The organism is Chitinophaga varians, from assembly GCF_014529945.1.
GTDB classification, from domain to species: Bacteria; Bacteroidota; Bacteroidia; order Chitinophagales; family Chitinophagaceae; genus Chitinophaga; species Chitinophaga varians.
On the sequence record NZ_JACVFB010000004.1, the window covers coordinates 363,667 to 385,638 of the forward strand.

The 21,972-nt window shown below is 50.6% G+C and carries 17 protein-coding genes; 11 read left to right on the forward strand and 6 right to left on the reverse strand.

Annotation, left to right across the window (positions count from 1 at the left end):
• Positions 1–112: 112 nt before the first annotated feature.
• From ICL55_RS21695 to ICL55_RS21730, 8 genes are all read left to right on the forward strand, one after another.
• Positions 113–700, forward strand: coding sequence for an RNA polymerase sigma factor (locus ICL55_RS21695; RefSeq protein ID WP_223151539.1), 588 nt, complete (start codon positions 113–115; stop codon positions 698–700).
• A 68-nt stretch (positions 701–768) separates the two neighbouring features.
• Positions 769–1,971: a FecR family protein gene (locus tag ICL55_RS21700; protein ID WP_223151540.1), complete on the forward strand. Its 1,203-nt coding sequence runs from the start codon at positions 769–771 to the stop codon at positions 1,969–1,971.
• A 248-nt stretch (positions 1,972–2,219) separates the two neighbouring features.
• Positions 2,220–5,549, forward strand: coding sequence for a TonB-dependent receptor (locus tag ICL55_RS21705; protein ID WP_188101270.1), 3,330 nt, complete (start codon positions 2,220–2,222; stop codon positions 5,547–5,549).
• An 18-nt stretch (positions 5,550–5,567) separates the two neighbouring features.
• Positions 5,568–7,202 (forward strand): RagB/SusD family nutrient uptake outer membrane protein, encoded by a 1,635-nt coding sequence (locus ICL55_RS21710; protein WP_188101272.1) that lies wholly within the window; start codon positions 5,568–5,570, stop codon positions 7,200–7,202.
• A 10-nt stretch (positions 7,203–7,212) separates the two neighbouring features.
• The gene (locus ICL55_RS21715; protein ID WP_343067843.1) at positions 7,213–8,736 is read left to right on the forward strand and encodes a sulfatase family protein; all 1,524 of its coding nucleotides are present in this window, start codon (positions 7,213–7,215) and stop codon (positions 8,734–8,736) included.
• Between the two features lie 11 nt (positions 8,737–8,747).
• Positions 8,748–10,283 (forward strand): sulfatase-like hydrolase/transferase, encoded by a 1,536-nt coding sequence (locus tag ICL55_RS21720; protein WP_188101278.1) that lies wholly within the window; start codon positions 8,748–8,750, stop codon positions 10,281–10,283.
• 361 nt (positions 10,284–10,644) lie between these two features.
• Positions 10,645–11,490 carry an NAD(P)H-binding protein gene (locus tag ICL55_RS21725; RefSeq protein WP_188101280.1) on the forward strand — a complete coding sequence of 282 codons (846 nt, stop codon included), beginning with the start codon at positions 10,645–10,647 and terminating at the stop codon, positions 11,488–11,490.
• A 207-nt stretch (positions 11,491–11,697) separates the two neighbouring features.
• Positions 11,698–14,103, forward strand: a complete 2,406-nt coding sequence (locus ICL55_RS21730; protein ID WP_246496477.1) for a TonB-dependent receptor — start codon at positions 11,698–11,700, stop codon at positions 14,101–14,103.
• Between the two features lie 79 nt (positions 14,104–14,182).
• Here ICL55_RS21730 and ICL55_RS21735 read toward each other — a convergent pair whose 3' ends face one another.
• Together ICL55_RS21735 and ICL55_RS21740 are read right to left on the reverse strand one after the other, a co-directional pair.
• Entirely contained in the window at positions 14,183–15,157 is a 975-nt protein-coding gene (locus ICL55_RS21735; RefSeq protein WP_188101282.1) for a DUF6268 family outer membrane beta-barrel protein, read from the reverse strand.
• 56 nt (positions 15,158–15,213) lie between these two features.
• The gene (locus ICL55_RS21740) at positions 15,214–15,675 is read right to left on the reverse strand and encodes a hypothetical protein (protein WP_188101285.1); all 462 of its coding nucleotides are present in this window, start codon (positions 15,673–15,675) and stop codon (positions 15,214–15,216) included.
• 35 nt (positions 15,676–15,710) lie between these two features.
• On the opposite strand from ICL55_RS21740, the gene ICL55_RS21745 reads away from it, so the two are divergent.
• Both ICL55_RS21745 and ICL55_RS21750 read left to right on the forward strand, forming a co-directional pair.
• A complete protein-coding gene (locus ICL55_RS21745) occupies positions 15,711–16,631 on the forward strand; it encodes a DUF6528 family protein (RefSeq protein ID WP_188101287.1) in 921 nt (306 codons plus the stop codon).
• Positions 16,632–16,669: 38 nt separating this feature from the next.
• Entirely contained in the window at positions 16,670–17,998 is a 1,329-nt protein-coding gene (locus ICL55_RS21750; RefSeq protein WP_188101290.1) for a DEAD/DEAH box helicase, read from the forward strand.
• Between the two features lie 87 nt (positions 17,999–18,085).
• Here the strand turns inward: ICL55_RS21750 and ICL55_RS21755 are convergent, their stop codons facing one another.
• From ICL55_RS21755 to ICL55_RS21770, 4 genes are all read right to left on the reverse strand, one after another.
• Positions 18,086–18,424, reverse strand: a complete 339-nt coding sequence (locus ICL55_RS21755) for a hypothetical protein (RefSeq protein ID WP_188101292.1) — start codon at positions 18,422–18,424, stop codon at positions 18,086–18,088.
• 6 nt (positions 18,425–18,430) lie between these two features.
• The gene (locus ICL55_RS21760) at positions 18,431–19,021 is read right to left on the reverse strand and encodes a TetR/AcrR family transcriptional regulator (protein WP_188101295.1); all 591 of its coding nucleotides are present in this window, start codon (positions 19,019–19,021) and stop codon (positions 18,431–18,433) included.
• A gap of 41 nt (positions 19,022–19,062) precedes the next feature.
• Positions 19,063–19,770: a dipeptidase PepE gene (gene pepE / locus ICL55_RS21765; protein WP_188101297.1), complete on the reverse strand. Its 708-nt coding sequence runs from the start codon at positions 19,768–19,770 to the stop codon at positions 19,063–19,065.
• Positions 19,771–20,036: 266 nt separating this feature from the next.
• The gene (locus ICL55_RS21770) at positions 20,037–20,561 is read right to left on the reverse strand and encodes a hypothetical protein (RefSeq protein ID WP_188101299.1); all 525 of its coding nucleotides are present in this window, start codon (positions 20,559–20,561) and stop codon (positions 20,037–20,039) included.
• 207 nt (positions 20,562–20,768) lie between these two features.
• Here ICL55_RS21770 and ICL55_RS21775 point away from each other — a divergent pair, with 207 nt between their 5' ends.
• Positions 20,769–21,929, forward strand: a complete 1,161-nt coding sequence (locus tag ICL55_RS21775) for an aldose epimerase family protein (protein WP_188101301.1) — start codon at positions 20,769–20,771, stop codon at positions 21,927–21,929.
• Positions 21,930–21,972: the final 43 nt, after the last annotated feature.

Genomic DNA, 21,972 nt, shown 5'->3' on the forward strand with positions numbered 1-21,972 from the left:
GGTTCTTATTTTTTCTTTGTTTTCTTTTTATTCTTTGCGTCTTTGCTGCTTTGCGCCTTTGCGAGAACTCCTTAGTTTTACGGGGAACAATGATCGAAGCTACATGAATAGCGTGCCATCAGAAATTGTCATATGTGAGCGCTTGGCGGCGGGAGACGAGGATGCATTTACCTGGCTGTACGAACATTACCAACCAAAACTGTTCCTGTTTGTCTTTCCGTTGACGGGGTTTTCCAGGCAGGACACCGACGAGGTGGTCCAGGATATTTTTGTAAAACTGTGGTTGAGGAAAGAAACGCTGGTCACGGTGCAGTCGTTGCAGGCCTATCTTTTTATGATGGCCAAAAACAGGCTGTACGACCTCCGCATGGCGGTAGCACGGCAATCCAAAGCCCGTGATATACTGTTACAGCAGCAGCCGGAAGCGCACTTTGATGTACAGGAAAAAGTACAGTTCAACGAATACCATGAAATTGCCCGCAGGGCCATCGACGGACTTACGCCGCAGCGTCGCCGTATTTTCCTGCTCCGTAATGAAGGTGGCCTTTCGCTCGATGATATCGCCATCGAACTCAATATCTCCAAGTTTGCGGTAAAGAAACAACTATATGAAGCGGTGCGTGATGTTAAGACGTACCTGAAAAAACATGCCGGCCTCGATGCTGTCGTGCTCACCCTCCTTTTCACCTCTCTCAAATAAATTTTAAAAAAATATTTTTTTTCAGGTGTCCTTTCCGGATTCCTGTCAGTCTTATGGTTAACAGCATGATGGAACAGGAACAAATCACAGCCTTACTGGAGAAATTTGCCGGCGGCATTACGCTGACGGAGCAGGAGCAACAGGCCTTATCTCAATACATGTCGTCTTTACCGGAGGAGCAGTATCGGGCGCTGATGGACCGCTACGAGCAGGTGGTGCTACAGGCGCCGGTGACCCCGGAGCCGGACAGGCAGCTACTGGCGCAGGTCCGGGAGAAGATCGCGGCGCTGGAAAACGCGCCCCGGCCGGTCGTGCGCTGGTGGCGGTATGCCGCCGCCGCAGCCGTGCTGGTGGGGATACTATCTGCCGGATGGTATTTCCTGCATCCGCGGCATACGGCCACGGATGCAGCCGCACAGCCAGAGCAGCTGGCGCAGCACGATATTGCGCCGGGAGGCAACAAAGCAGTGCTCACCCTGGCCAATGGCAGCACCGTAGTGCTCGACGATGCGGCGAATGGAATGATCGGTCAACAGGGAGCGGTGAAAGTCATCAAACTCAATAGCGGCCAATTGGCCTATGCCGGAGAAGAGGCGGCTTCCGGGAAAATATTGTACAACACCATCGCCACGCCCAGAGGCGGCCAGTATCAGGTGATACTGCCCGATGGTAGCAAGGTGTGGCTCAACGCCGCTTCCTCGCTGCGTTTCCCGGTTGCCTTCCGGGATGATAGCCGCGAGGTGGAACTCCATGGGGAAGCTTATTTTGAAATTGCCAGCATCGCAGCCCCGTCGAAAGGCGGCGGCACACACAAACGGCCTTTCCGCGTAAAAGCAGGTGGTATGGCCGTGGAAGTGCTGGGCACCCACTTTAACATCGCAGGGTATAGTGATGAACAGGCCATCAGGACTACCCTTACCGAAGGGTCGGTGAAACTGGTGAAAGGTAATGCCAATACCGTGATCCGCCCCGGAGATCAGGGCGTGCTGGACAACAACGCCACAACGTTTAAAGTAGTGCCGGCCAATGTAGAGGAAGTGCTGGCCTGGAAAAACGGCTATTTCTTTTTTGATAAGGCAGATATACAGACTGTCATGCGGCAGGTGGCCCGCTGGTACGATATGGAGGTCGCCTACGAAGGTACACCCACCGCCCGTGAATTTGTAGGCACTATCAGCCGGCAGGAAAAACTGTCGAAAGTACTGCGCCTGCTGGAGTTAAGTCATGTGCATTTTAGAGTGGAAGGAAGGAAAATTATTGTCGTCTCTTAATAGAAAAACATCAACCAAAACCGGCAGTTATGAACAAAAGCCCGTGAACAATGAACTGCCCGGAAAATAAAAAACCAGGAGCGCTTGGACCCGCCCCTGGTGGATTATTGCCGGGAGATTATCAACCAATGTTTCCGCTAAGATCAATTGATTATTTAATTCCCTAACACAACAAATGTATGCATTCCCTTCGTTATGCAAAAGCTTCGCCACCAAAGGGGCTTTTAGTCACTAAAAGTCTGCTTATTATGAAATTGACAGCACTGCTGCTACTGGTCGCCTTTTTACAGGTAAATGCCATCGGCTATTCCCAGTCAATCAGTATCTCGGGAAAGAAAATGCCACTGGAAAAAGTCTTCAGGGCCATCGAACAACAAAGTAACTACCGGTTCTTTTATGATTACCGGGAGTTGAAAACATCGTCGGCCATAGATGCCGATTTCAGCAAAGCCACTATTCAGGAAGTGCTCGCAGCCTGCCTGAAAGGCCAGCCCTTTACCTTCACGATCGAAGACAAAATGATTGTTGTGTCCCGGAAGCCGCAACCGCCGGCCACCCCGGGTACCAACGCAGTTGTGCCCGCAGATATCCACGGCACGGTGAAAGATGAACAGGGCAACCCTATCCCCGGCGTATCTGTCGGCGTAGTAGGCACGGCACGCGGCATCATCACCGATGCGAAAGGCGCTTTTGTGATCAGGGCTACTGCCGGTGAAACGCTGAAGTTCACCATCCTGGGCTACAAACCCTATACGGTGCAGGTAGGGGAGGGCACTACGCTCAACGTGGTATTACACCCGGAGGCCAGCGCCATCAGCGAAGTGGTGGTGGTAGGTTACGGCACCCAGAAAAAATCACAGCTCATCGGATCGGTATCGCAGATCAACGCGGAGAAAGTCAATAACAGAACGGTGCCACAGTTGTCCAACGCGCTGACCGGCCAGATGCCCGGCGTTACGGTGATACAGCGCTCCGGCAGGCCCGGCGCCGCCGGTGGCGAAATACAGGTGCGCGGCGTAGGCTCCTTCGGTGCCGGCCCCGGTGCACTCATCCTCGTAGATGGGATGCCGGTCAACTCCTTCAACGATGTAAATCCCAACGATGTAGAGGCCGTCTCCGTGCTGAAAGATGCCTCTTCTGCCGCTATATACGGCGCCAGAGCGGCCAATGGGGTAATACTCATCACCACCAAATCGGGCAGCGCCAGCGGTAAACTGAAACTGAACTATAACGGTTACGTAGGTACGCAGAAACCCACGGCCCTGCCGCAGTCGGTCAACTCATGGGAGTATGCCCAGGCCATGAATGAAGCGGTGCCTGGTTCGTATTCACCAGCCGAGATACAGCTGTTTAAAGATGGCACCAACCCGGACAACTACCCCAACTCCAATTTCTACAAAGACTTCTTTAAGCCATACGGCCTGCAAACAGGGCATAATATCTCGCTGGCCAATGGTAACCAGGTCAACCAGTACCAGCTTTCCTTCGGGTATATGCGGCAAAACGGCATCGTGGCCAGGAACAACTACGACCGCTACAATGTGCGCCTGAACATGCTCACCAATATTACCCGCAAACTGAAGCTGACTACCCGCATCGCATCTTCCCTGTCCACGACGAATGAACCGGCACCTCCCGCAACACTGGATTATAACAACATGCTCGATATGATCGGACAGGTGGTGCGTTATTCGCCGATATATCCTATACGCATGAGCAATGGCGACTGGGGCGTGGGCATCAACGGTAAAGGCACACCGGTGTCCAATCTGGAAAGTGAATCTTTCTATAAAGAAAAAGGCATTGACCTGAATGGTAACCTGCGACTGGACTGGAACGTGATAGAAGGCCTGAAGCTTTCTGCTGTAGGCGGCGGCTACATCAACTACGGCGATAACAAACGTTTCCTCGCCACGCAGTATCTCAATGCCAATAATACATTAGGACCGTCTACATTAAACCAGGGTTCCCGCAACGCTAATTATAAAACCATGCAGGCGTTGGCGGAGTACAATAAACGGTTCAATAAACACAACTTTACGCTGTTGGCCGGTTACTCTTTTGAAGAGGCGATGGTAGACTCTGTGAGTGCCTTCCGCAGAAACTTCCCCGGCAATTCATTAACATCTATCAATCTGGGATCGGCCGACGGGCAGACCAACGATGGCGGCGCTGCCGCCTGGGCTTTGTCTTCCTTCTTTGGCCGCCTGCAATACAACTTCAATAGCAAATATTTCGCCGAAGGTGTGCTGCGTTATGATGGCTCTTCCCGTTTCCCCGCTACCAAAAAATACGCTTTCTTCCCTGCTATGGCAGTAGGCTGGCGGATTTCAGAGGAACCATTTATAAAAAATAATATTAAATGGGTGGATGAACTGAAGCTAAAGGCTTCCCGCGGTACGCTGGGCAACCAGAACATCGCTAACTACGGCTGGCAGAACATCCTGAACACCGGTACCAGGTACAACTACAGCTTCGGTGATCAGGTGGCTACCGGCGTGATGTTGGTGAATCTCGCAGATCCTACGCTCCGTTGGGAGTCTACCCGGTCTACGGACGTGGGGGTGGACTTTACCCTGCTGCATGGATTGCTCAGCGGTAGCGCTACATATTTCGACAAATACACGTATGATATCCTCGTCAGTCCTGCCGGCAGCGTGTCCAGCGTACTGGGCTTTACAGTAGGACTAAAGAATTCCGGCAGACTGAAAAATACCGGCTGGGAATTCACCCTCGGTCATCATCATACAGTGGGCAAATTCAGTTATCATATCGATGGTAATTTCAGCATCATCAATAATAAGATACTGGATTTGGGTGTGGGCAATGTGTTACAACCCAATGGGCTGGTGGGCAATGGAAGTGCCACTACGCCCTTGTTTATTGGTTATCCGGTGAACGCTTATTATGGATATGTGGCTGACGGGTTGTTTGTAGATGCCAATGAAGGAGCCTCCTGGGCCGACCAGTCGGCGCTGGGCTCTCAGAAGAAGCCGGGTGACATTCGTTACAAGGATATCAGTGGGCCTGATGGCAAACCGGATGGTAAGATCACACCGGCATATGACCGTGTGATATTAGGTAGCCGTATCCCGCGGTATACCTTCGGATTGAACCTGGGTGGCAAGTACCGCAATTTTGATCTCAATGTGCTGATGCAGGGCGTAACAGGCGTGAAAGGTTACCTGGATGGTTACGCTGGTATCGCGCTGAACAATACGGCCACGGTACAACGCTGGCAGTTCGATGAACGCTGGACGCCGGAAAACCCTGACCGTAACGCCAAATACCCGCGTATGGAGCTGGTGCCTAACACCGGTACCGGTAACACCGTTGTGTCTTCCTACTGGATGCTGGACGGTTCCTATCTCCGTATCAAAAACATACAGCTGGGCTATACGCTGGCCCCGGCCGTTACACGGCGTATAGGCATCGACGGACTACGGGTTAGCCTGGCAGCAGAGAATTTATTTACGTTCAGCCGTTACCGTAAGGGATGGGACCCGGAAGTTAATTCCGGCGGCGCCTACTATCCCATTCTGCGTAACTATACGCTCGGTGTAAATGTTAGTTTCTAATCTTCAAACGACTGAAAAATGCGCGTACCTTACAAATATATAATAGCCGCCTGCCTGTTGTTAATGCTCGGCAGCGGATGCAGCAAAAAACTGGATAAAGCACCGCTGTCGCAGTTCTCCAATGAGAACTTCTGGAAGTCGGAAGACGATGCGATGCTGGCGCTGGCAGCGGTGTACCGGGGAAATATTGCCGGAGGCACGGAGTTCAGCCTGTCAGACTGGTGGTCTTATGTGGGATTGGTGTTCCTGGACATGTCTACCGATAATCTCTATGACAGAAGAGGGGATAACTCTGATGTCAGCAAAATGACCAATGGCGGCATGACAACGACCAACTCCCAGGTCAGTAATTACTGGACCGCCGGCTATACCCGCATTGCCCGCTGTAACTACTTTCTGGAGAACGTTAACCGGGTACCGGCATCTCCCGATAAAATCAAAAGGATGACGGCAGAAGTCCGTTTTATCAGGGCGGCCGTCTTCTTTTATTTCTCCCAGTATTTTGGCAGTGTGCCGCTGACCACCAAAACCATGACGGTGGAAGAAGCGAATACCGTGAAAAAAGCGACCAAACAGCAGCTCGTGGATTTTGTAATATCGGAGCTGACCGCTGCGGCCGCCGATCTGCCGAGGTTTAAAGACCTCGCCGGCACAGAAAGAGGCCGTGCCAGCAAACAGGCTGCATTGGCCTTCCTGGGCCGCCTGCAACTGGCTGAGAAAAAGTACAGCGATGCGGCTGCGACTTACAAAACCATCATCGACTATAACGACAATATCATCGATCCCAACTATAAAAGCCTTTTCGATGGTACCAACGAAAGCAGCAAAGAACTGATCTTCGCCATCCAGTACGTGCCTAACCTGGTGCCCAACGGGATGTTGCAACACTTCTTCCCGGCTGTCAACAGCGGATGGCATCTGCTAAACCCGCTCGGCAGCCTCGTGGAAAATTATGAGTTTAAAGATGGTACGCCTTTTTCGTTTACAGATCCCCGTTATAATCCAAAAGATATCGGCCAGGACCGTGACCCACGGCTGACCTACACGGTCCTCTATAATATGCAGACATTCAACGGCCGTACTTATATCTCTCATCCGGATTCCACCAAATCAGTTGACCAGCTCACGCTCACCCGCCAGGCTACGCGTACCGGTTATTGCATCCGTAAGTTTCTGCCGGATAACTTCTCCGGCGACTTACAGAATTCCGGTATCGATATGCCGGTGGTCCGTTATGCAGAAGTGCTGCTCAGCTACCTCGAAGCTAAGCTGGAAGGCGGTGAGCCTATCGATCAGGCACTGCTGGACGCTACCATCAACCAGGTGAGAGGCCGTGCTTCCGTTGGCATGCCGCGGGTAACGATCACCGATCCGGTGGCGCTGCGTGTGGTCCTGCGCCGTGAACGCAGAAATGAACTAGCTTGCGAAGGACTTCGTTATTGGGACCTGCTCCGCTGGGGCACTATCGCTCAGGTGATGAACGGTGATTTTTATGGCGCACCATTCCCCGGCGCAGTAAATTTGCGCAAGAAAGGGACTACCGTAGACCCTTACGGCCGCTGGTTCGTCACCACCAAAGCTTTCCGCGCCGGGACCGATGAAAAATGGCCCGTGCCGCAAAGTGAACAGGATATAAACCCTAATCTGAGATAATATGCATTACGTGAAAAAATTACTCTTTACCGCCGTCCTGATGGGCGTGGCCCATGCGGCGGTAAAAGGGCAACAGAAAGGACAACAACCCAATGTGATCGTCATCTATGCAGATGACCTGGGGTATGGGGATATCAGCTGCAATGGCGCTACCCGTGTGAAAACACCACATATCGATCAACTGGCATCGGAGGGGATACGATTCACTAACGGCCACGCGACAGCGGCTACGTGTACGCCTTCCCGTTATTCCATCCTCACCGGTGAATATGCCTGGCGTAAAAAGGGAACAAACATTCTCCCCGGCAACGCGGCCCTGATTGTGCCAACAGACCGCACCACGCTGGGCAAGGTATTCCAGCGCTCAGGCTACCGTACGGCCTGCATCGGTAAGTGGCACCTCGGACTGGGCACACAGGGAGAACCGGACTGGAACGGGGAAATCAAACCTGGTCCGCTGGAAACAGGTTTCGACTACGCGTTCTTCTTCCCCGCGACGGCCGACAGGGTGCCTACGGTATATGTAGAAAATCACCGCGTGGTAGCCCTCGATCCGAAAGACACCATACAGGTCAACTACCAGCATAAGATCGGTAACGAACCTACCGGCAAAGAAAATCCGGAACTGCTCAAAATGCATTCCACGCCCGGACAAGGACATAATCAGACGATCGTGAACGGCATCGGCCGCATCGGCTGGATGACCGGCGGCCAACGCGCCCGCTGGACAGACGAATCCCTGGCAGGTGATTTTGTGAACCAGGCGCAGCACTTCATCGAAGAACACCGCCGTCAGCCTTTCTTCCTCTATCTGGCTCTGAGCGATATCCACGTGCCACGCATGCCGGACACCCGCTTCAAAGGGAAAAGTGAACTGGGCTACCGTGGTGACGTGATCATGCAGCTGGACTGGTCAGTAGGAGAGATCATGAAGACCCTCGACTACCTCGGCATCGCTAAAAATACCATCATCATCTTTAGTAGCGACAACGGTCCTGTGCTGGATGATGGTTATCTGGACGGCGCCGTTGCCCAGCAAAACGGACATCAGCCGGCAGGTGTTATGCGCGGTGGTAAATACAGCATCCTCGAAGGCGGTACCCGCGTGCCTTTCATTGTTCGTTGGCCCGGTACCGTGAAGCCCGGTGTTTCCGGCGCCCTGGTAAGTCAGGCCGATCTGCTGGCCTCCTTTGCAGCCATGCTCCGCCAGCCGTTGGCCGAAAGCGATGCACCGGACAGCTGGAACATACTGAGCACCCTGCTCGGTAAATCACAGCAGGGACGCAGCAGTTTTGTGGAGCAAGCCAATACACTCGCGCTCATCAAAGGCGACTGGAAATATATTGCACCGCAGCGTGGACCTAAACTGTTTGAGGCCGTGAATATTGAATCCGGATTGGATACTATTCCACAGCTGTACAACCTGAAAAATGACCTGGGTGAAAAAAACAACATGGCAGCCGCGCATCCTGACATAGTGAAGGAGATGTCGTCCATGCTGGAAACGATCCGGAACAGTGGCCGCAGCCGCTAAAAATATTGCCCATGAAAAAGTATTGGTTATATCTGAGCGCTTTCCTCGTTGCTGTCGCCGCCTCGGCGCAGTCGGGGAAAGCGCCCCGGCCCAATGTGATCTTTATCTACACTGATGATATGGGCCGCGGTATGTTGTCCGGCTACGGTCAGCAGATCGTACAAACGCCTCACATCGATTTGCTGGCGCGCGGCGGTATGCGCTTTGATAACAGCTACGGCAGCATGTATTGCGCCCCCGCGAGGGCCAGTATGCTCACGGGTTACAGCGATGTGAGAAAAGGAAAGTTTGCTCTCAACCGCGCCGGTATCTATATCAATTATCTGCAAGGGAAGCTTACCCTGCCGGAAGTAGACGAACGCCTCGCGCCCTTTGAACAGTCGGAGCATCCGGGCATGGTGCTGCCACAGGTGTTTAAAAAAGCAGGTTATGTGACCGGCGAAATCGGTAAACTGGAATGGGGCTTCGCCACATCACGCAGGCAGATGGCCGCCCACGGGTGGGACTACTACTACGGCTACCTCGATCATCGCATGTGCCACGGCTTCTATCCCATGGTCATGTTTGAAAACGGAGCGCCGGTACGCATCGCCGGTAATACACGGCCAGACTCCTATCCGGATAGTGCCGCCCTGCTGAACGGGAAAGAAAAACCGCAGTATGCCGAAAACCTGTTCATGGAAAAAGCACGCCAATTCATTGTCGGCAATAAAGACAAACCTTTCTTCCTCTATTATCCGACCAACCTGCCACACGGACCGGTGTCCGTACCCGCCATCGATCCGGCATTCGCGCACAATGATCAGTTGACCGAACGCCAGAAGATGTACGCCTCCATGGTAAAAATGGTGGACGACAACGTAGGAACGTTTATTCACCTGATAGATTCATTGGGACTGACAAAGAATACCCTGATCATCTTCGGTTCAGACAACGGGCATTGGTTGTATTATGAAGGGAAACAGCCACGTGTCGATAATATCACCACCCGTTTTTACAGTGATAACGGGGCGGATATCTTTAACGGCAACAGCGGTCTGGCAGGACTGAAGGAAACTAACTGGGAAGGCGGTGTAAGAGTGCCTTTTATCTGTTATTGGCCTGGCAAAGTGCCGGCAGGAACGGTGAACCGTAATCTGGTAGCCGGTTACGACCTGCTGAGCACGATGGCAGATCTGTTGCAGGTGCAGGTGCCTGATCAAAAAGATGGTCGTTCCTATCTGCCATCTATGTTGGGGAAAAAGGCGATACCCCGTGATCAGGTGGTGTTCTCCTCATTTATGGGTCCCGCGCTGGTCACCCGCGATGGCTGGAAACTTCGCACCTATCTGCTGGATAATAAAAATATCTTCCAGCTATATCATCTGCCAACAGATAACAGGGAGACAAAAGATCTCTCCGCACAATACCCTCAGAAAGTGGATTCACTCAAAAGGGTGCTGACAAAGGCCTGCGACGGGCAATTGCAGAACGGGATATTTTACTTCAACCGGTTGCCCGCCACGGAAGTTTTCACGCAGAGCGCGCAAAGGTATTTGGAAAAATAAGTAAGAACGCAGAGGAGCGGAGATAGCATTTTGTTGTTTGTCTCACGCAAAGGCGCAAAGCAACAAAGCAGCAAAGAAAACAAAGAAGACAAAGAAAAATATTCCCTACACTATAGTATAAACACACCTATCACACTATAGTATAAACAACAAATTACCTTTATTTCTTTATTTTCTTTGCTGCTTTGTTGCTTTGCGCCTTTGCGTGAAAAGACAAAACATAATCTCCGCCCCTCTGCGCTCTTACTTATTTTTCCAAATACCTCTGCGCGCTCTGCGTGAAAAAAAACTCGCCTGTCGGTTTTGTTCTATTTTCCGGTAGCCCGGTGTGCTAGTTTTGACATATAAAAACAAACATACCATGAAAACAGCACCCGTTTTAATATTAGGAGGTACCGGTAAAACCGGCAGCAGAATCGCGCAACTGTTAGAGGAAAAGAAATGGCCTTTCCGGATTGGCTCCCGTTCCGGTACGCCGGCATTTGACTGGGAAAATTCTGCTACGTGGCGCGCTGCGCTGGAGGGTATTGCGTCTGTATATCTAAGCTACTATCCTGATCTAGCAGTGCCTGGCACGGCAGATATCATCCATGCCTTTGTGCAACAGGCCGTCGCGGTAGGCGTAGAGCGGATCGTGTTACTGTCTGGCCGTGGCGAACATGAAGCAGAAGCATGTGAGGAGGTAGTGAAAAAGGCCGGTGTGGAATGGACTATCCTCCGCTGCGCCTGGTTCAGCCAGAATTTCAGCGAGGGTTATCTGCTGGAACCCATACAGGCCGGCTTTGTGGCGCTCCCGGCCGATGGTGTGCGGGAACCTTTTATCGATGCAGATGATATCGCTGACGTAGCGGTGGCGGCCCTCACCGAAGAAGGGCATGCCGGGGAACTGTATGAGCTGACAGGCCCCCGCTTATTGACTTTCGCGGAAGCAGTAGCCGAAGTGGCCAGTGCAACCGGCCGGCAGATCGCCTACCAGCCTGTCAGCCTGGGTGACTACACCAACATGCTGAAGGAATATGGCCTCCCGGATGACCACGTGTGGCTGATATCCTACCTTTTCTCCGAAGTGCTCGATGGCCGCAATGAAAGCCTGACCGACGGGGTACAGCGCGCCCTCAAAAGGGCTCCCCGCGATTTCGGAGCCTATGCACGCACTACTGCCGCATCCGGCATCTGGGATCAGCAACCATCCCATCCGGAAAAATAGCAGGAATCCGGAATCAGGAATGATCCAATCCGGAAAATATCAGGGACCTATCATCGGTTCCTGATATTTGTTAAATATGTAAACTATTGAATATTAATGTAATGTAGTTTTTAAGTGAAAATTTTTCCGCTTTGCGTAAATGGTTTTCCCGATTCGCCCGTGATATAAACCGGACCCGACGTTCCTTTGCGCAAAATTTATTGAGCGTTGAAAAAGTTATACTTCCTTATTGGTTTTGTTTTGATGAGCGTGGCCGCTATGGCGCAAAACGGTGTTATCAAAGGTAAAATCAATACTGCCGATGGCGAGCCTGCAGCATTTGTTACAATTGGACTGAAAGATACTAAAAGAGGCACCGTTACTAATGAAGACGGTACTTTCACTGTTAAAAACGTTAAGCCGGGCGTATATACGCTCGTGATATCCTGTACTGGTTGTCAACCTATCCAGAAAACAGTGACTGTAGCACCTGATCAGTCTGTGGAAATCCACCTGGACCTGCAGAATACCGCCAGCCAGCTGAATGAAGTAGTAGTAGACGGGAGCCGTACCCGTACTATCAACCGCAAACCGGTATCCATCGGCAAACTGCCGGTACCGGTGATGGACCTGCCCCAGAGCGTGGCCATTATTGGTCATGAAGTATTGGAGGATCAGCAGGCGCAACGCCTCAGCGATGTGGTGAAAAATGTGAACGGCGTATATATGGCTTCTCAGCGCGCTGGTACACAGGAAACCTTCAATGCCCGTGGTTATGGTTTCTCCAGCACCAACATGTTCAAAAACGGTACCCGCGTAAACTCCGGTGCCATGCCTGAAATGAGCTCCCTCGAAAGAGTGGAAATCCTCAAAGGCAGCGCTGCCATCCTGTATGGTAACGTAGCACCCGGCGCGGTAATGAACATGGTGACCAAACAGCCGAAATTTAACTTCGGTGGGGAAGTAAACCTGAGAGCCGGCAGCTATGGCCTGCTGAAACCCGCTTTCGATGTATATGGCCCTATCTCTTCTAAAATAGCTTACCGCGTAAATGGTACCTTCGAAACAGCTGACAGCTACCGCGATCAGGTACATTCCAAAAGATACTATGTAAACCCGTCCCTGTTGTTCAAACTGAGCGACCGTACCGAATTACTGGTACAGGGCGATTACCTGAAGCACGATTTCACCCCTGATTTCGGCCTGGGTTCTATCGGTGATACACTGATCAACAAAGCGGCCCGCAATACTTTCTACGGTGCGCCATGGCAGTATGCCCACACACAGCAGTCTACCGCTTCTGCCAACATCAAACATAAATTCAACGAGCACTGGTCTGTCAATGGACTGGTGTCTTACTCCAAATATGCCCGGGATTATTATTCTATTGAAAGAATCCAGGCAAATGCTGCTGGTGACTGGAGCCGCCCGCTGGGCCGCAACGCAACCAGCGAAGACTATTATGCCGCTCAGGTAGATTTGACCGGCAAGTTCAAAACCGGTTCAGTAGAACATACCGTGCTGGCTGGCATAGACGCTGATCGTTATGTAACCGGTACCTACGCGTATGGCCTCGCTGCACCGAAAGTCAACGGTACTTATATCTATGACCAGATGAATGTGCTGGACCCTAATAAATATACCCTGCGTACGGACCGTCCGGGCGACACGCTGTTGACTGTTAACAACGTGCCTATCAACAGAGTAGGGGCCTATGTTCAGGATTTGGTAAGCATCTCCGAAAAACTGAAAGTATTGGCAGGTGTGCGTGTTTCTTATCTCCAGAGTGAAATACCGGTCACCTATAATTTCCAGAACGATGGTAAAACATTGGGGGCTGCAAAAGGTAAGTATGATAATGCAGTATCTCCTCGCTTTGGTATCGTCTACAAACCAGTCGTTACTACTGCGCTGTTTGCCAGCTACTCTACTTCCTTCACGCCGAATACCGGTCAGGATGTTTACGGTCAACCCGTAAAACCATCTATCATAGATCAGTATGAAGTGGGCGTGAAAAATGATTTCTTTAAAGGTCTGTTATCTGTGAACGTGACAGCGTACCGTATTCGTAACAACAACTACGCACAAACGGCTCCGTTCCTTGCTGATGGTACACAAAACAATAACACCAATATCAAATCCCTGATCGGCGAAACCCTTAGCCAGGGCATAGAAGTGGACATCGCCGGGCATCCGTTGCCAGGATTGGACGTAATTGGTGGTTACAGCTACAACAACATGACTGTTGAAAATACGCCGAACTCTAAAGGTTCTGTGATTGCGGGTCAGCGTCTGGTGGGTAATCCTAACCATACTGCCAATGCAAGCGTTTTCTATACCTTCCAGCAGTCAGCTGTAAAAGGCCTGAAACTGGGTGCAGGTTTCTATTACATCGGTCAGCGTTTTGCCGGTTGGAACAATACCGTTGGTCAGACGCAGACATTTGACCGTATGATTTCTGTTCCGGGTTATACCACGCTGGACCTCAGCGCTGGTTACACTTTCAAACGTTTTGCGGTGATGGGTAAAGTGTCTAACGTAACTAATACTTACAACTACTACGTGCACGAAAACTACAGCATCAACCCGATTCCGCCTACCCAGTTTGTGGGCACTGTTTCTTACAAGTTCTAGTGGATACTTTTTTATAAGCCAACAAAGAGGCTGTCTCGAAGGAGGCAGCCTCTTTCTTTTTATATCATCGCTTATAATCTCAGAACCGGCAGCGGATACCCGCGCTGATGTATAGGTTCGTCGCCAGCCGGTGTTCCGGACGGGTGGAGAACATGTCTGATAGCTTCTTGTCCCTGAAGGTAACGGAACGCAGCAGTACCGTGCCGCCAGCGAGGTTAAAGTCGATTTTTTTGCTGAGATGCAGGGTGTTTTCCAGGCCCAGGCTCATTTCCTGATAGCCCATCAGGCGTTTGCCATCAGCTCTGTTTTCTACGTCATAGGCGCCACCGTTGAAGCGGAAAGCGAGCGCCAGGTCGTCGTATTTGCTGAGGGAGCTGCTTACACTGAGTTTTTCGGGGAAGTTGATATCCACCCTGAATTTGTTGCCGGTGCGCCACTGTACCAGCAGGGCGGGCAATACCATGGGCGTACCGAAACTGTTGGTGAGGGCGGCGCCCACGCCAAGGTTTAATTTGGAGTTGATCTTGCGGATGAAGATTACACCGCCGGTGATAAAAACATCTTCGTAGGTGATTTTCTCCATATCGGTATATAATCCTACAGACACCATGCCCATCAGGCTCCACTTGGGATTGAGCGTACGCATATGTTGCAGCGCTATTTCCCCGCCGAATAATTCTTTCGGGAATATATGCTGTTCGTAGTCCTTATTGGAAAAACTGGTGTAGCTGCCCATCACGCCGAGGTTCCACATACGCATCTTACCGGTGGCAGTATCTATCTTTTGGGAGAGCGTGAAACCCGCTCCCAGTGTGAAACGGCGTTGCACCGTAGTGGCAGGCATTTTGAGGGAATCTTCCGGACGTATATAATGACTGGAAGGCTGATAATCGGCATTGATAGCAATGCCCGGACCATTGAGACTGCTGGCGCCCAGCTGCGCTTTGGCACTGCCGGCCAATAATAAAAGGCCGGGCAGCAGCCAATAAGCAGGTTTATTAAATACCGGCTTTTTGATAAGCCGTGTCTGAATGCTGGAAAGTAGGTGTACCATATCGAAAAAAAATATTCAGTTTCGATATCGACACCTGACTATCTATCTACCCCTATTTACTTGCAGGAAATTTTTGCAAGCGGCTCCACATCAAATTTCAATGTCGCATCATTGGCAGAGAAAACCGGGATGCCTTCGGGGTTAATGCTGTCGGGCACCGCTTCGTACGCTTTGTCGTCCTGTAGCTTGAACACAACGGGGCGGGTGCTTTGCGTGCCTTCGCTCATGAAAGTGTATTGCGCATGGATAATATTGTTGCGGATACTGCCGCTGATGGTACCGGTATTTTTATCTTTTTCAAAATAACGATAGCTGAGATCTCCGCTGATGCTGGTATCCTGAATATGTACCTGCAGCATTACGCTGTCTTTGCCGGTGGTTTTCAGGAAACAGGCGTCGCTATTACCGCTGGTCACCTCAGTTTTTAAACTGTCGGTATTTTTATTAGCTTGGCTGCCCGACTGGCTGCAGGAACTCACCACGGCGGCCAGCAACAAAAAGAATGGAAGTGTTTTCATAAAATTTAAACGTTTGAAGAGCTAAAAGTAACCAAATGACCAAATTTCTGAAGATTTTAGGGGTGTTATTTTTTTTACGGGGGATGTGTACTGCCGCGCCAGATACGGCTGTTGCCGGCTGTCAGCGCTGCATCGTGCTGGCCGAACAGGCGCAGCACCGTATTGCAATCGCTGATGTCTCTGCCGGGGAAATCATCTGGGAATGGAAGCCTGCCCTGTGCGGTGTATTACCGGAACATGTAAAATGGTTCAACAATCCCAGCGAAGCCAAAGCGGTGTACAAAGGGAAATACATCCTGATGACAGCCTCCGGAGGCGGCGTAGCGCTGATCCGTATCGCTGATAAAAAGACGGTTTTCTACGGATATGCCGGCGGTAATACCCACTCGGCCGCTATACTGCCGGACGGTAACATTGTCAGCGCTTCCAGCACGGGCAACTACCTGATGTTGTTTAAGACAGACACCACGGGATATAATGCCAATGCCTATACGAAAAAGATACCGGTGGCCTTTGGGCATAACGTGGTGTGGGACGCGGCACATAAACGGCTATGGACAGCGGCCATGGACAGCATGATCGTATACCGCTATAACGATAACCAGGCGGCGCCGGACCTGTTGCACGAAGCAGCTATGAAGCTGCCCGGCACGGAAGCGCATGACCTGTACCCGGAATATGGTACCAGCAACCTGTGGCTGACCAATACCACCCATGTTTATCAGTTTGATGTCAACACCCGGCAACTATCTGTCGCACCAGTGATACAGGACAATATCAAAAGTGTGTCATCCGGGCCGGCGGGCTATCCGGTGATCGTCTGCAAGCCCAAGGTATCCTGGTGGACAGACGAGGTGCTGGATGCACAGGGAAAACGGGTGTTTATGCAGGCTGGACTGAAGATCTACAAGGCCCGCTGGGTATTGCCAGACCCTTTCAGTGAATCGATACGGTAAAGGCAGCGCCAATTTTTATTTTCGTACTTTTGCCGCAAATGCAAAAAGGAACATACTCATTAGGAAATATTCTTTCCAATCTCAAGATCGACGCGCTCAACGAAATGCAGGAGGCATCAGTAGCCGCCAACCAACAACAGCAGGACGTTATCCTGCTGTCCGCCACCGGCTCCGGTAAAACCCTCGCCTTCCTGTTGCCCGTGCTCGACCGGCTGGACCCGGACCTGAAAAAAACACAGGCTATGATCGTAGTGCCCTCCCGTGAGCTGGCATTACAGATAGAAAAAGTGTTTAAACTGATGGGCACCGGCCATAAAATTACGGCCACCTATGGCGGTCACCTCCGGGAAACGGAAGAAAACAACCTGATACAGCCACCAGCCCTCATTGTAGGTACCCCCGGCCGTATTGGTGATCATATTCGCAGAGGCAATATCACGACCGACACCATCCAGACGCTGGTGCTCGACGAATTTGATAAAACCCTCGAACTGGGCTTCCAGGAAGAAGTGGCCTTCATCGTTGAATCGCTGCCGAATGTGAAGAAAAGGATACTCACCTCCGCTACAGAAGCGGTGGAAATACCCGACTTCGTGCAGCTGAACGAGCCGCAGAAGCTGAACTTCCTGCCGGAAGATGGCACCCCGCAGGCCCGTCTGGCCTACAAACAGGTGCTGTCGCCGGAAAATGATAAGGTAGATACCCTCTTCCGGTTGATCTGCCACCTCGGCAACCGCTCTACTATCGTGTTCTGCAACCATCGCGATGCGGTGGAACGCACCAGCACCATGCTGAGCGAAAAAGGTATCCTCAACGAGTTCTACCACGGAGCGATGGAACAGCGCGACCGCGACGCGGCCCTGTGCAAGTTCCGCAACGGCACGGTAAACGTCCTCGTTACCACCGACCTGGCCGCACGCGGACTGGACATCCCCAATATCCGCTATATCGTGCATTTCCACCTGCCACATACAGAAGACAGCTGGACACACCGCAACGGCCGTACCGCCAGAATGGAAGCCAGTGGCACCGCCATCGTCATCCTGGCGCCGGATGAGAAACTGATGCCTTACGTCACCGAAGAGATAGAAACCATCGAACTGCCGGAGACAGCTGTTCTGCCGCAGAAGCCCAAATGGACAACGTTGTACATCTCCGCAGGGAAAAAAGACAAAGTCAATAAAATTGATATCGTCGGCTTCCTGACCAAAAAAGGCATGCTGAAGAAAGAAGATGTGGGACTGATAGAAGTGAAGGACTTCTTCTCTTTTGTGGCGGTTGTGAAATCCAAAGCCTCTCATCTTTTGCAGCTGGTCAAAGACGAGCGGATAAAGAACAAGAAAGTGAAGATAGAAGTAGCTAAGTAATTATAATAAGAGAAGGCCGGAAGCGATTCCGGCCTTATTTATTTTTGTTGCCCGGGAAAAGCAACATCAGATCTTTCAGTAGTGAACTTACTCGTACCGGTGCGTTACCTCAATCAACCCCACAATATGATCATTCATGGCTTCCAGCTCTTCTGCCGGTATCCATAATTCATCATGAATAACGCCGCCCACGTTCTGCACGGGGTAAGCTTTCAGAAAATCGGAGTCGACTTCAAAGCGGGTCACATAGCCTTTGCCATAAGCTGGTACGTTCCATTCGGTCGTGATTTGCACGGCATATGCTTCGTTCATCACAGGGTAGAAAATAGGTTGTTCCGGCAGGCGGGGTGGAAATCGTTTCCAGCCGGATTGTTCGATCAGCAGTAGTTCTGCTTCTCCTACGGGGCGGTATAAAGTAGTGGTCATAAGGGGTTAAACAATTTTCAATGATAAGATGGTCCGCTCAAAAGTTTGTTTCAGCAACGCCTCACTCAATTTGAACGGTTTGTCGAAGAAAGGGTTGTTATGCACGTGGAAGCCGACAAGCGTATAAAACGGCCCATAAGCCAACGCCCAGTACACTTCTACCGGAAGTTCAGGGATCTGTTTACGGCGGATGGCATTGGCCGTAAACTGTTGCATCGCCTGCCTGAACGCATCTTTTCCGATGGCCGGATGGCGGATCAGCGGTGAATGACGGAACTGTTCGGAAAACAGGTAATGCAGCGGATATCGCTGGATATAACGGAAACGGTTACGCCATTGCAACCAGAGCCCTGCTTCAAAGTCCATCTCCGGATCAAAGTCCTGCAGCGTTTCACGGACAAACACCGCCATGACATCGATGTACAACTGGTTCAGCAGGTCTTCCCTGTTTTTGAAGTAGATGTATATCGTAGATACGGATATATCGACCGCTTTGGCCAGTTTGTGCATACTGAGGCCATCGAAACCCTCGCGTACGATCATTTCGATGGCCTTTTCCTGAATAAGGGCGGCTTTTTGCTCGTCTTTTACACGCATAACGCGACAAAGATAAGCGAATAACCGTTCGTTTTTATCTTTTAATGAAGAAAATTCAGGCTGCTGCCGGGATCTACTTCGTAAGGCGCTTTACCGGCTTCAAACACGCGGGCAGTGGGTCGGCCTTCCAGCGTAACCTGATCGCCCTTTACCAGTATCCAGCCGCCTTCGCGCAGGCCCAATACCGGCGTGGCATGCTGGGTATGGAATTCTTTAATACGCGTTTCGCGTGTTTCGCCCATATGTGGCAGATCGGGGATAGGATCGAGATAATGCGGGTTGAGGTTAAACGGCACCAGTCCCATGGTCCGAAAATCGGGCGGATACACGATCGGCATATCATTGGTCGTTTGCATGGAAACACCACCGATATTGCTGCCGGCACTGCATCCCATATACGGACGGCCTGCTTCCACGGCAGCCTTCAGTTTGTCCATCAGTCCGCGTTCCAGCAGCTCTTTCACCAACAGGAAAGTATTGCCGCCACCGGTAAAAAAGCCTTGTGCCTCCTGAATGGCCGCGGCAGGATCGGCAAAAGTATGCAGCCCTTTTACCTGTATCTGTAACGGTGCAAAAGCCGCTGCGGCCTTTGCCGTGTATTCATCATGGGAAATGCCTCCCGGACGGGCAAACGGCACAAAAATAATTTCGCTGACACCGGCAAATAATGTTTTCATCACCGGTTGTAAATAAGCCAGGTAACCTTCCCCATAGAGGGTGGACGTACTAGCCAGGACAATATGTTTCATATTACGTTTTTCTCGAAGGCCAAAATTAAGGGTTCAGGCGGAGAAAAACAGGTTTGTGGGAGAGGTACGACGAAAATACAAGAGTATCGCTACCTTGCCTTTTTATCGCTGCTATCGGTTCTCTTGTGAGAAGGCTTCAATTTGCGGCCGGTACTTTTATAATAGTGAATGGCTTCACTGATTATTTGACGATCTTTATTAGTCAAAGGTTTGGGATCAACTACCCAATCAACTCCTTTCGCTTCTTTAATGTATCCCATATGTCATTATTTGTAATATTTGTTAATGAGAATGGCAGCATTCTCTGGAAAGATAATCATTTTATGGTTACCAATATGCGTTGCCCCGAGGCTTTTTTCATAGTGGGAAATAAGGCGCGTTTTGGAAGCAAATGCAACAAAACCCTGATAGCCTTGTTCCAGTGATAACTTACAGGCAAAAGCGAAAAGATTACCAGGAACTCCCTCATAAAGCTTGGGACTTCCGGTGTTAAAGGGGGCGCTTTCAATTAGATGAATATAGTAATGGTTCCCGCAATCACTTAAACTCATGAGTCCCTGAACAACTTCATGATTATCGATGATCGTCAGCTTATAGGTTATTCTGTCTTTTAAACGGAATTCCTTTTTCCAGTCAAATTTCCAACTTGTTTTAGTCGAAATCGTTCTTAAATCTGCTTTGTTTACAGGATGGACTAAAGTTTCAAAACTGTCTCCGGAAATGGTATTGACAATACTGTTGGTTAATTTGTCAATAGGTACTTCAATACGATATTTGGTCAGTGTTGACATGAGTTAACAAATAATGGCTAAAAAATTATGTTTGGCACCCAATAATACCCACAAATTGCGACTCCTGTAACCTGCTTCTTGTTAATACAATATTTTTCATAAATGATTCACCTGGTCCTGCAACCAATAATTAACATCTCCCCATTTCTTCTTTTCCCTAATTATCACGATATTTAACGATACTATTCACTTAACCTTATATACGTTATGGAAATCAACCTCAGGGGGCTCTCTGCCCTGATGATCTCGGGCGCTGCCCTGTTGGGCGCCTGCAATGGGACTAACACAGCTAAAGAAAGCAGTAAGACCGGCGCTGATACGGCCGCCGCTGTTACCGCCACTACCGCACATCCTTATGGACAGACAGACGGACAGGAGGTATTACAATACACCCTCCGCAACGCTGCCGGTATGGAAGTGAAAATTTTGAATTATGGTGGTATCATCACAGATATCATCGCACCGGACAAACAAGGGCAGAAAGCCAATGTGGTATTGTCTTACGACTCGCTCAGCGGTTATCAGCAAAAAGGACAGCCTTACTTCGGCGCGCTGATAGGCCGGTATGCTAACCGTATCGCGAATGCCAAATTCAAACTGGATGGTAAGGATTACACCCTGGCACCTAACGATCACGGCAATACGCTGCACGGTGGCGTTAAAGGATTTGACAAAGTGATCTGGTCTGCCGCACAGTCGGGTGATAGTTCCCTGCAACTGGAATATACCAGCAAAGACGGGGAAGAAGGATATCCCGGTACAATGAAAGCGACCGTGTTATATACCCTCATGCCGGACAATGCGTTGAAGATCCATTACACCGCCACCACCGACAAACCCACGCCGGTGAACCTCACCAATCACAGCTATTTTAACCTCTCCGGCGGAAAGGACAGCACTATCCTGAACCAGGAACTGGAACTGAAAGCGAGCCGCTATACGCCGGTGAATGATAAACTGATCCCTACCGGTCAACTGCAGCCGGTGAAAGGCACCATGATGGATTTTACTACCCCTAAAAAAGTAGGAAAAGATATCGCTGCGGTGAAAGGAGGATATGACCACAACTTTGTGCTGGATAAACCAGCCGGTAATCTGGAAACAGTCGCTACGCTCTATGACCCTGCCAGCGGACGTTTCATGGAGATGTCTACAACGGAGCCGGGTGTTCAGTTCTATTCCGGTAACTTCCTGGATGGTACACTGGCTGATACCCGCGGCGGACAAAAATATGTGCAACATGCGGGGCTTTGCCTGGAAGCGCAACACTTCCCTAATTCCCCCAACCAGTCTGATTTCCCCAGTGTCATTTTAAAACCGGGAGAAACCTATCAACAAACAACGGTGTATAAATTCTCCACCAAATAATAAAAGAAAAAACGGTGTTGCAGTGGAAAACTACAACACCGTT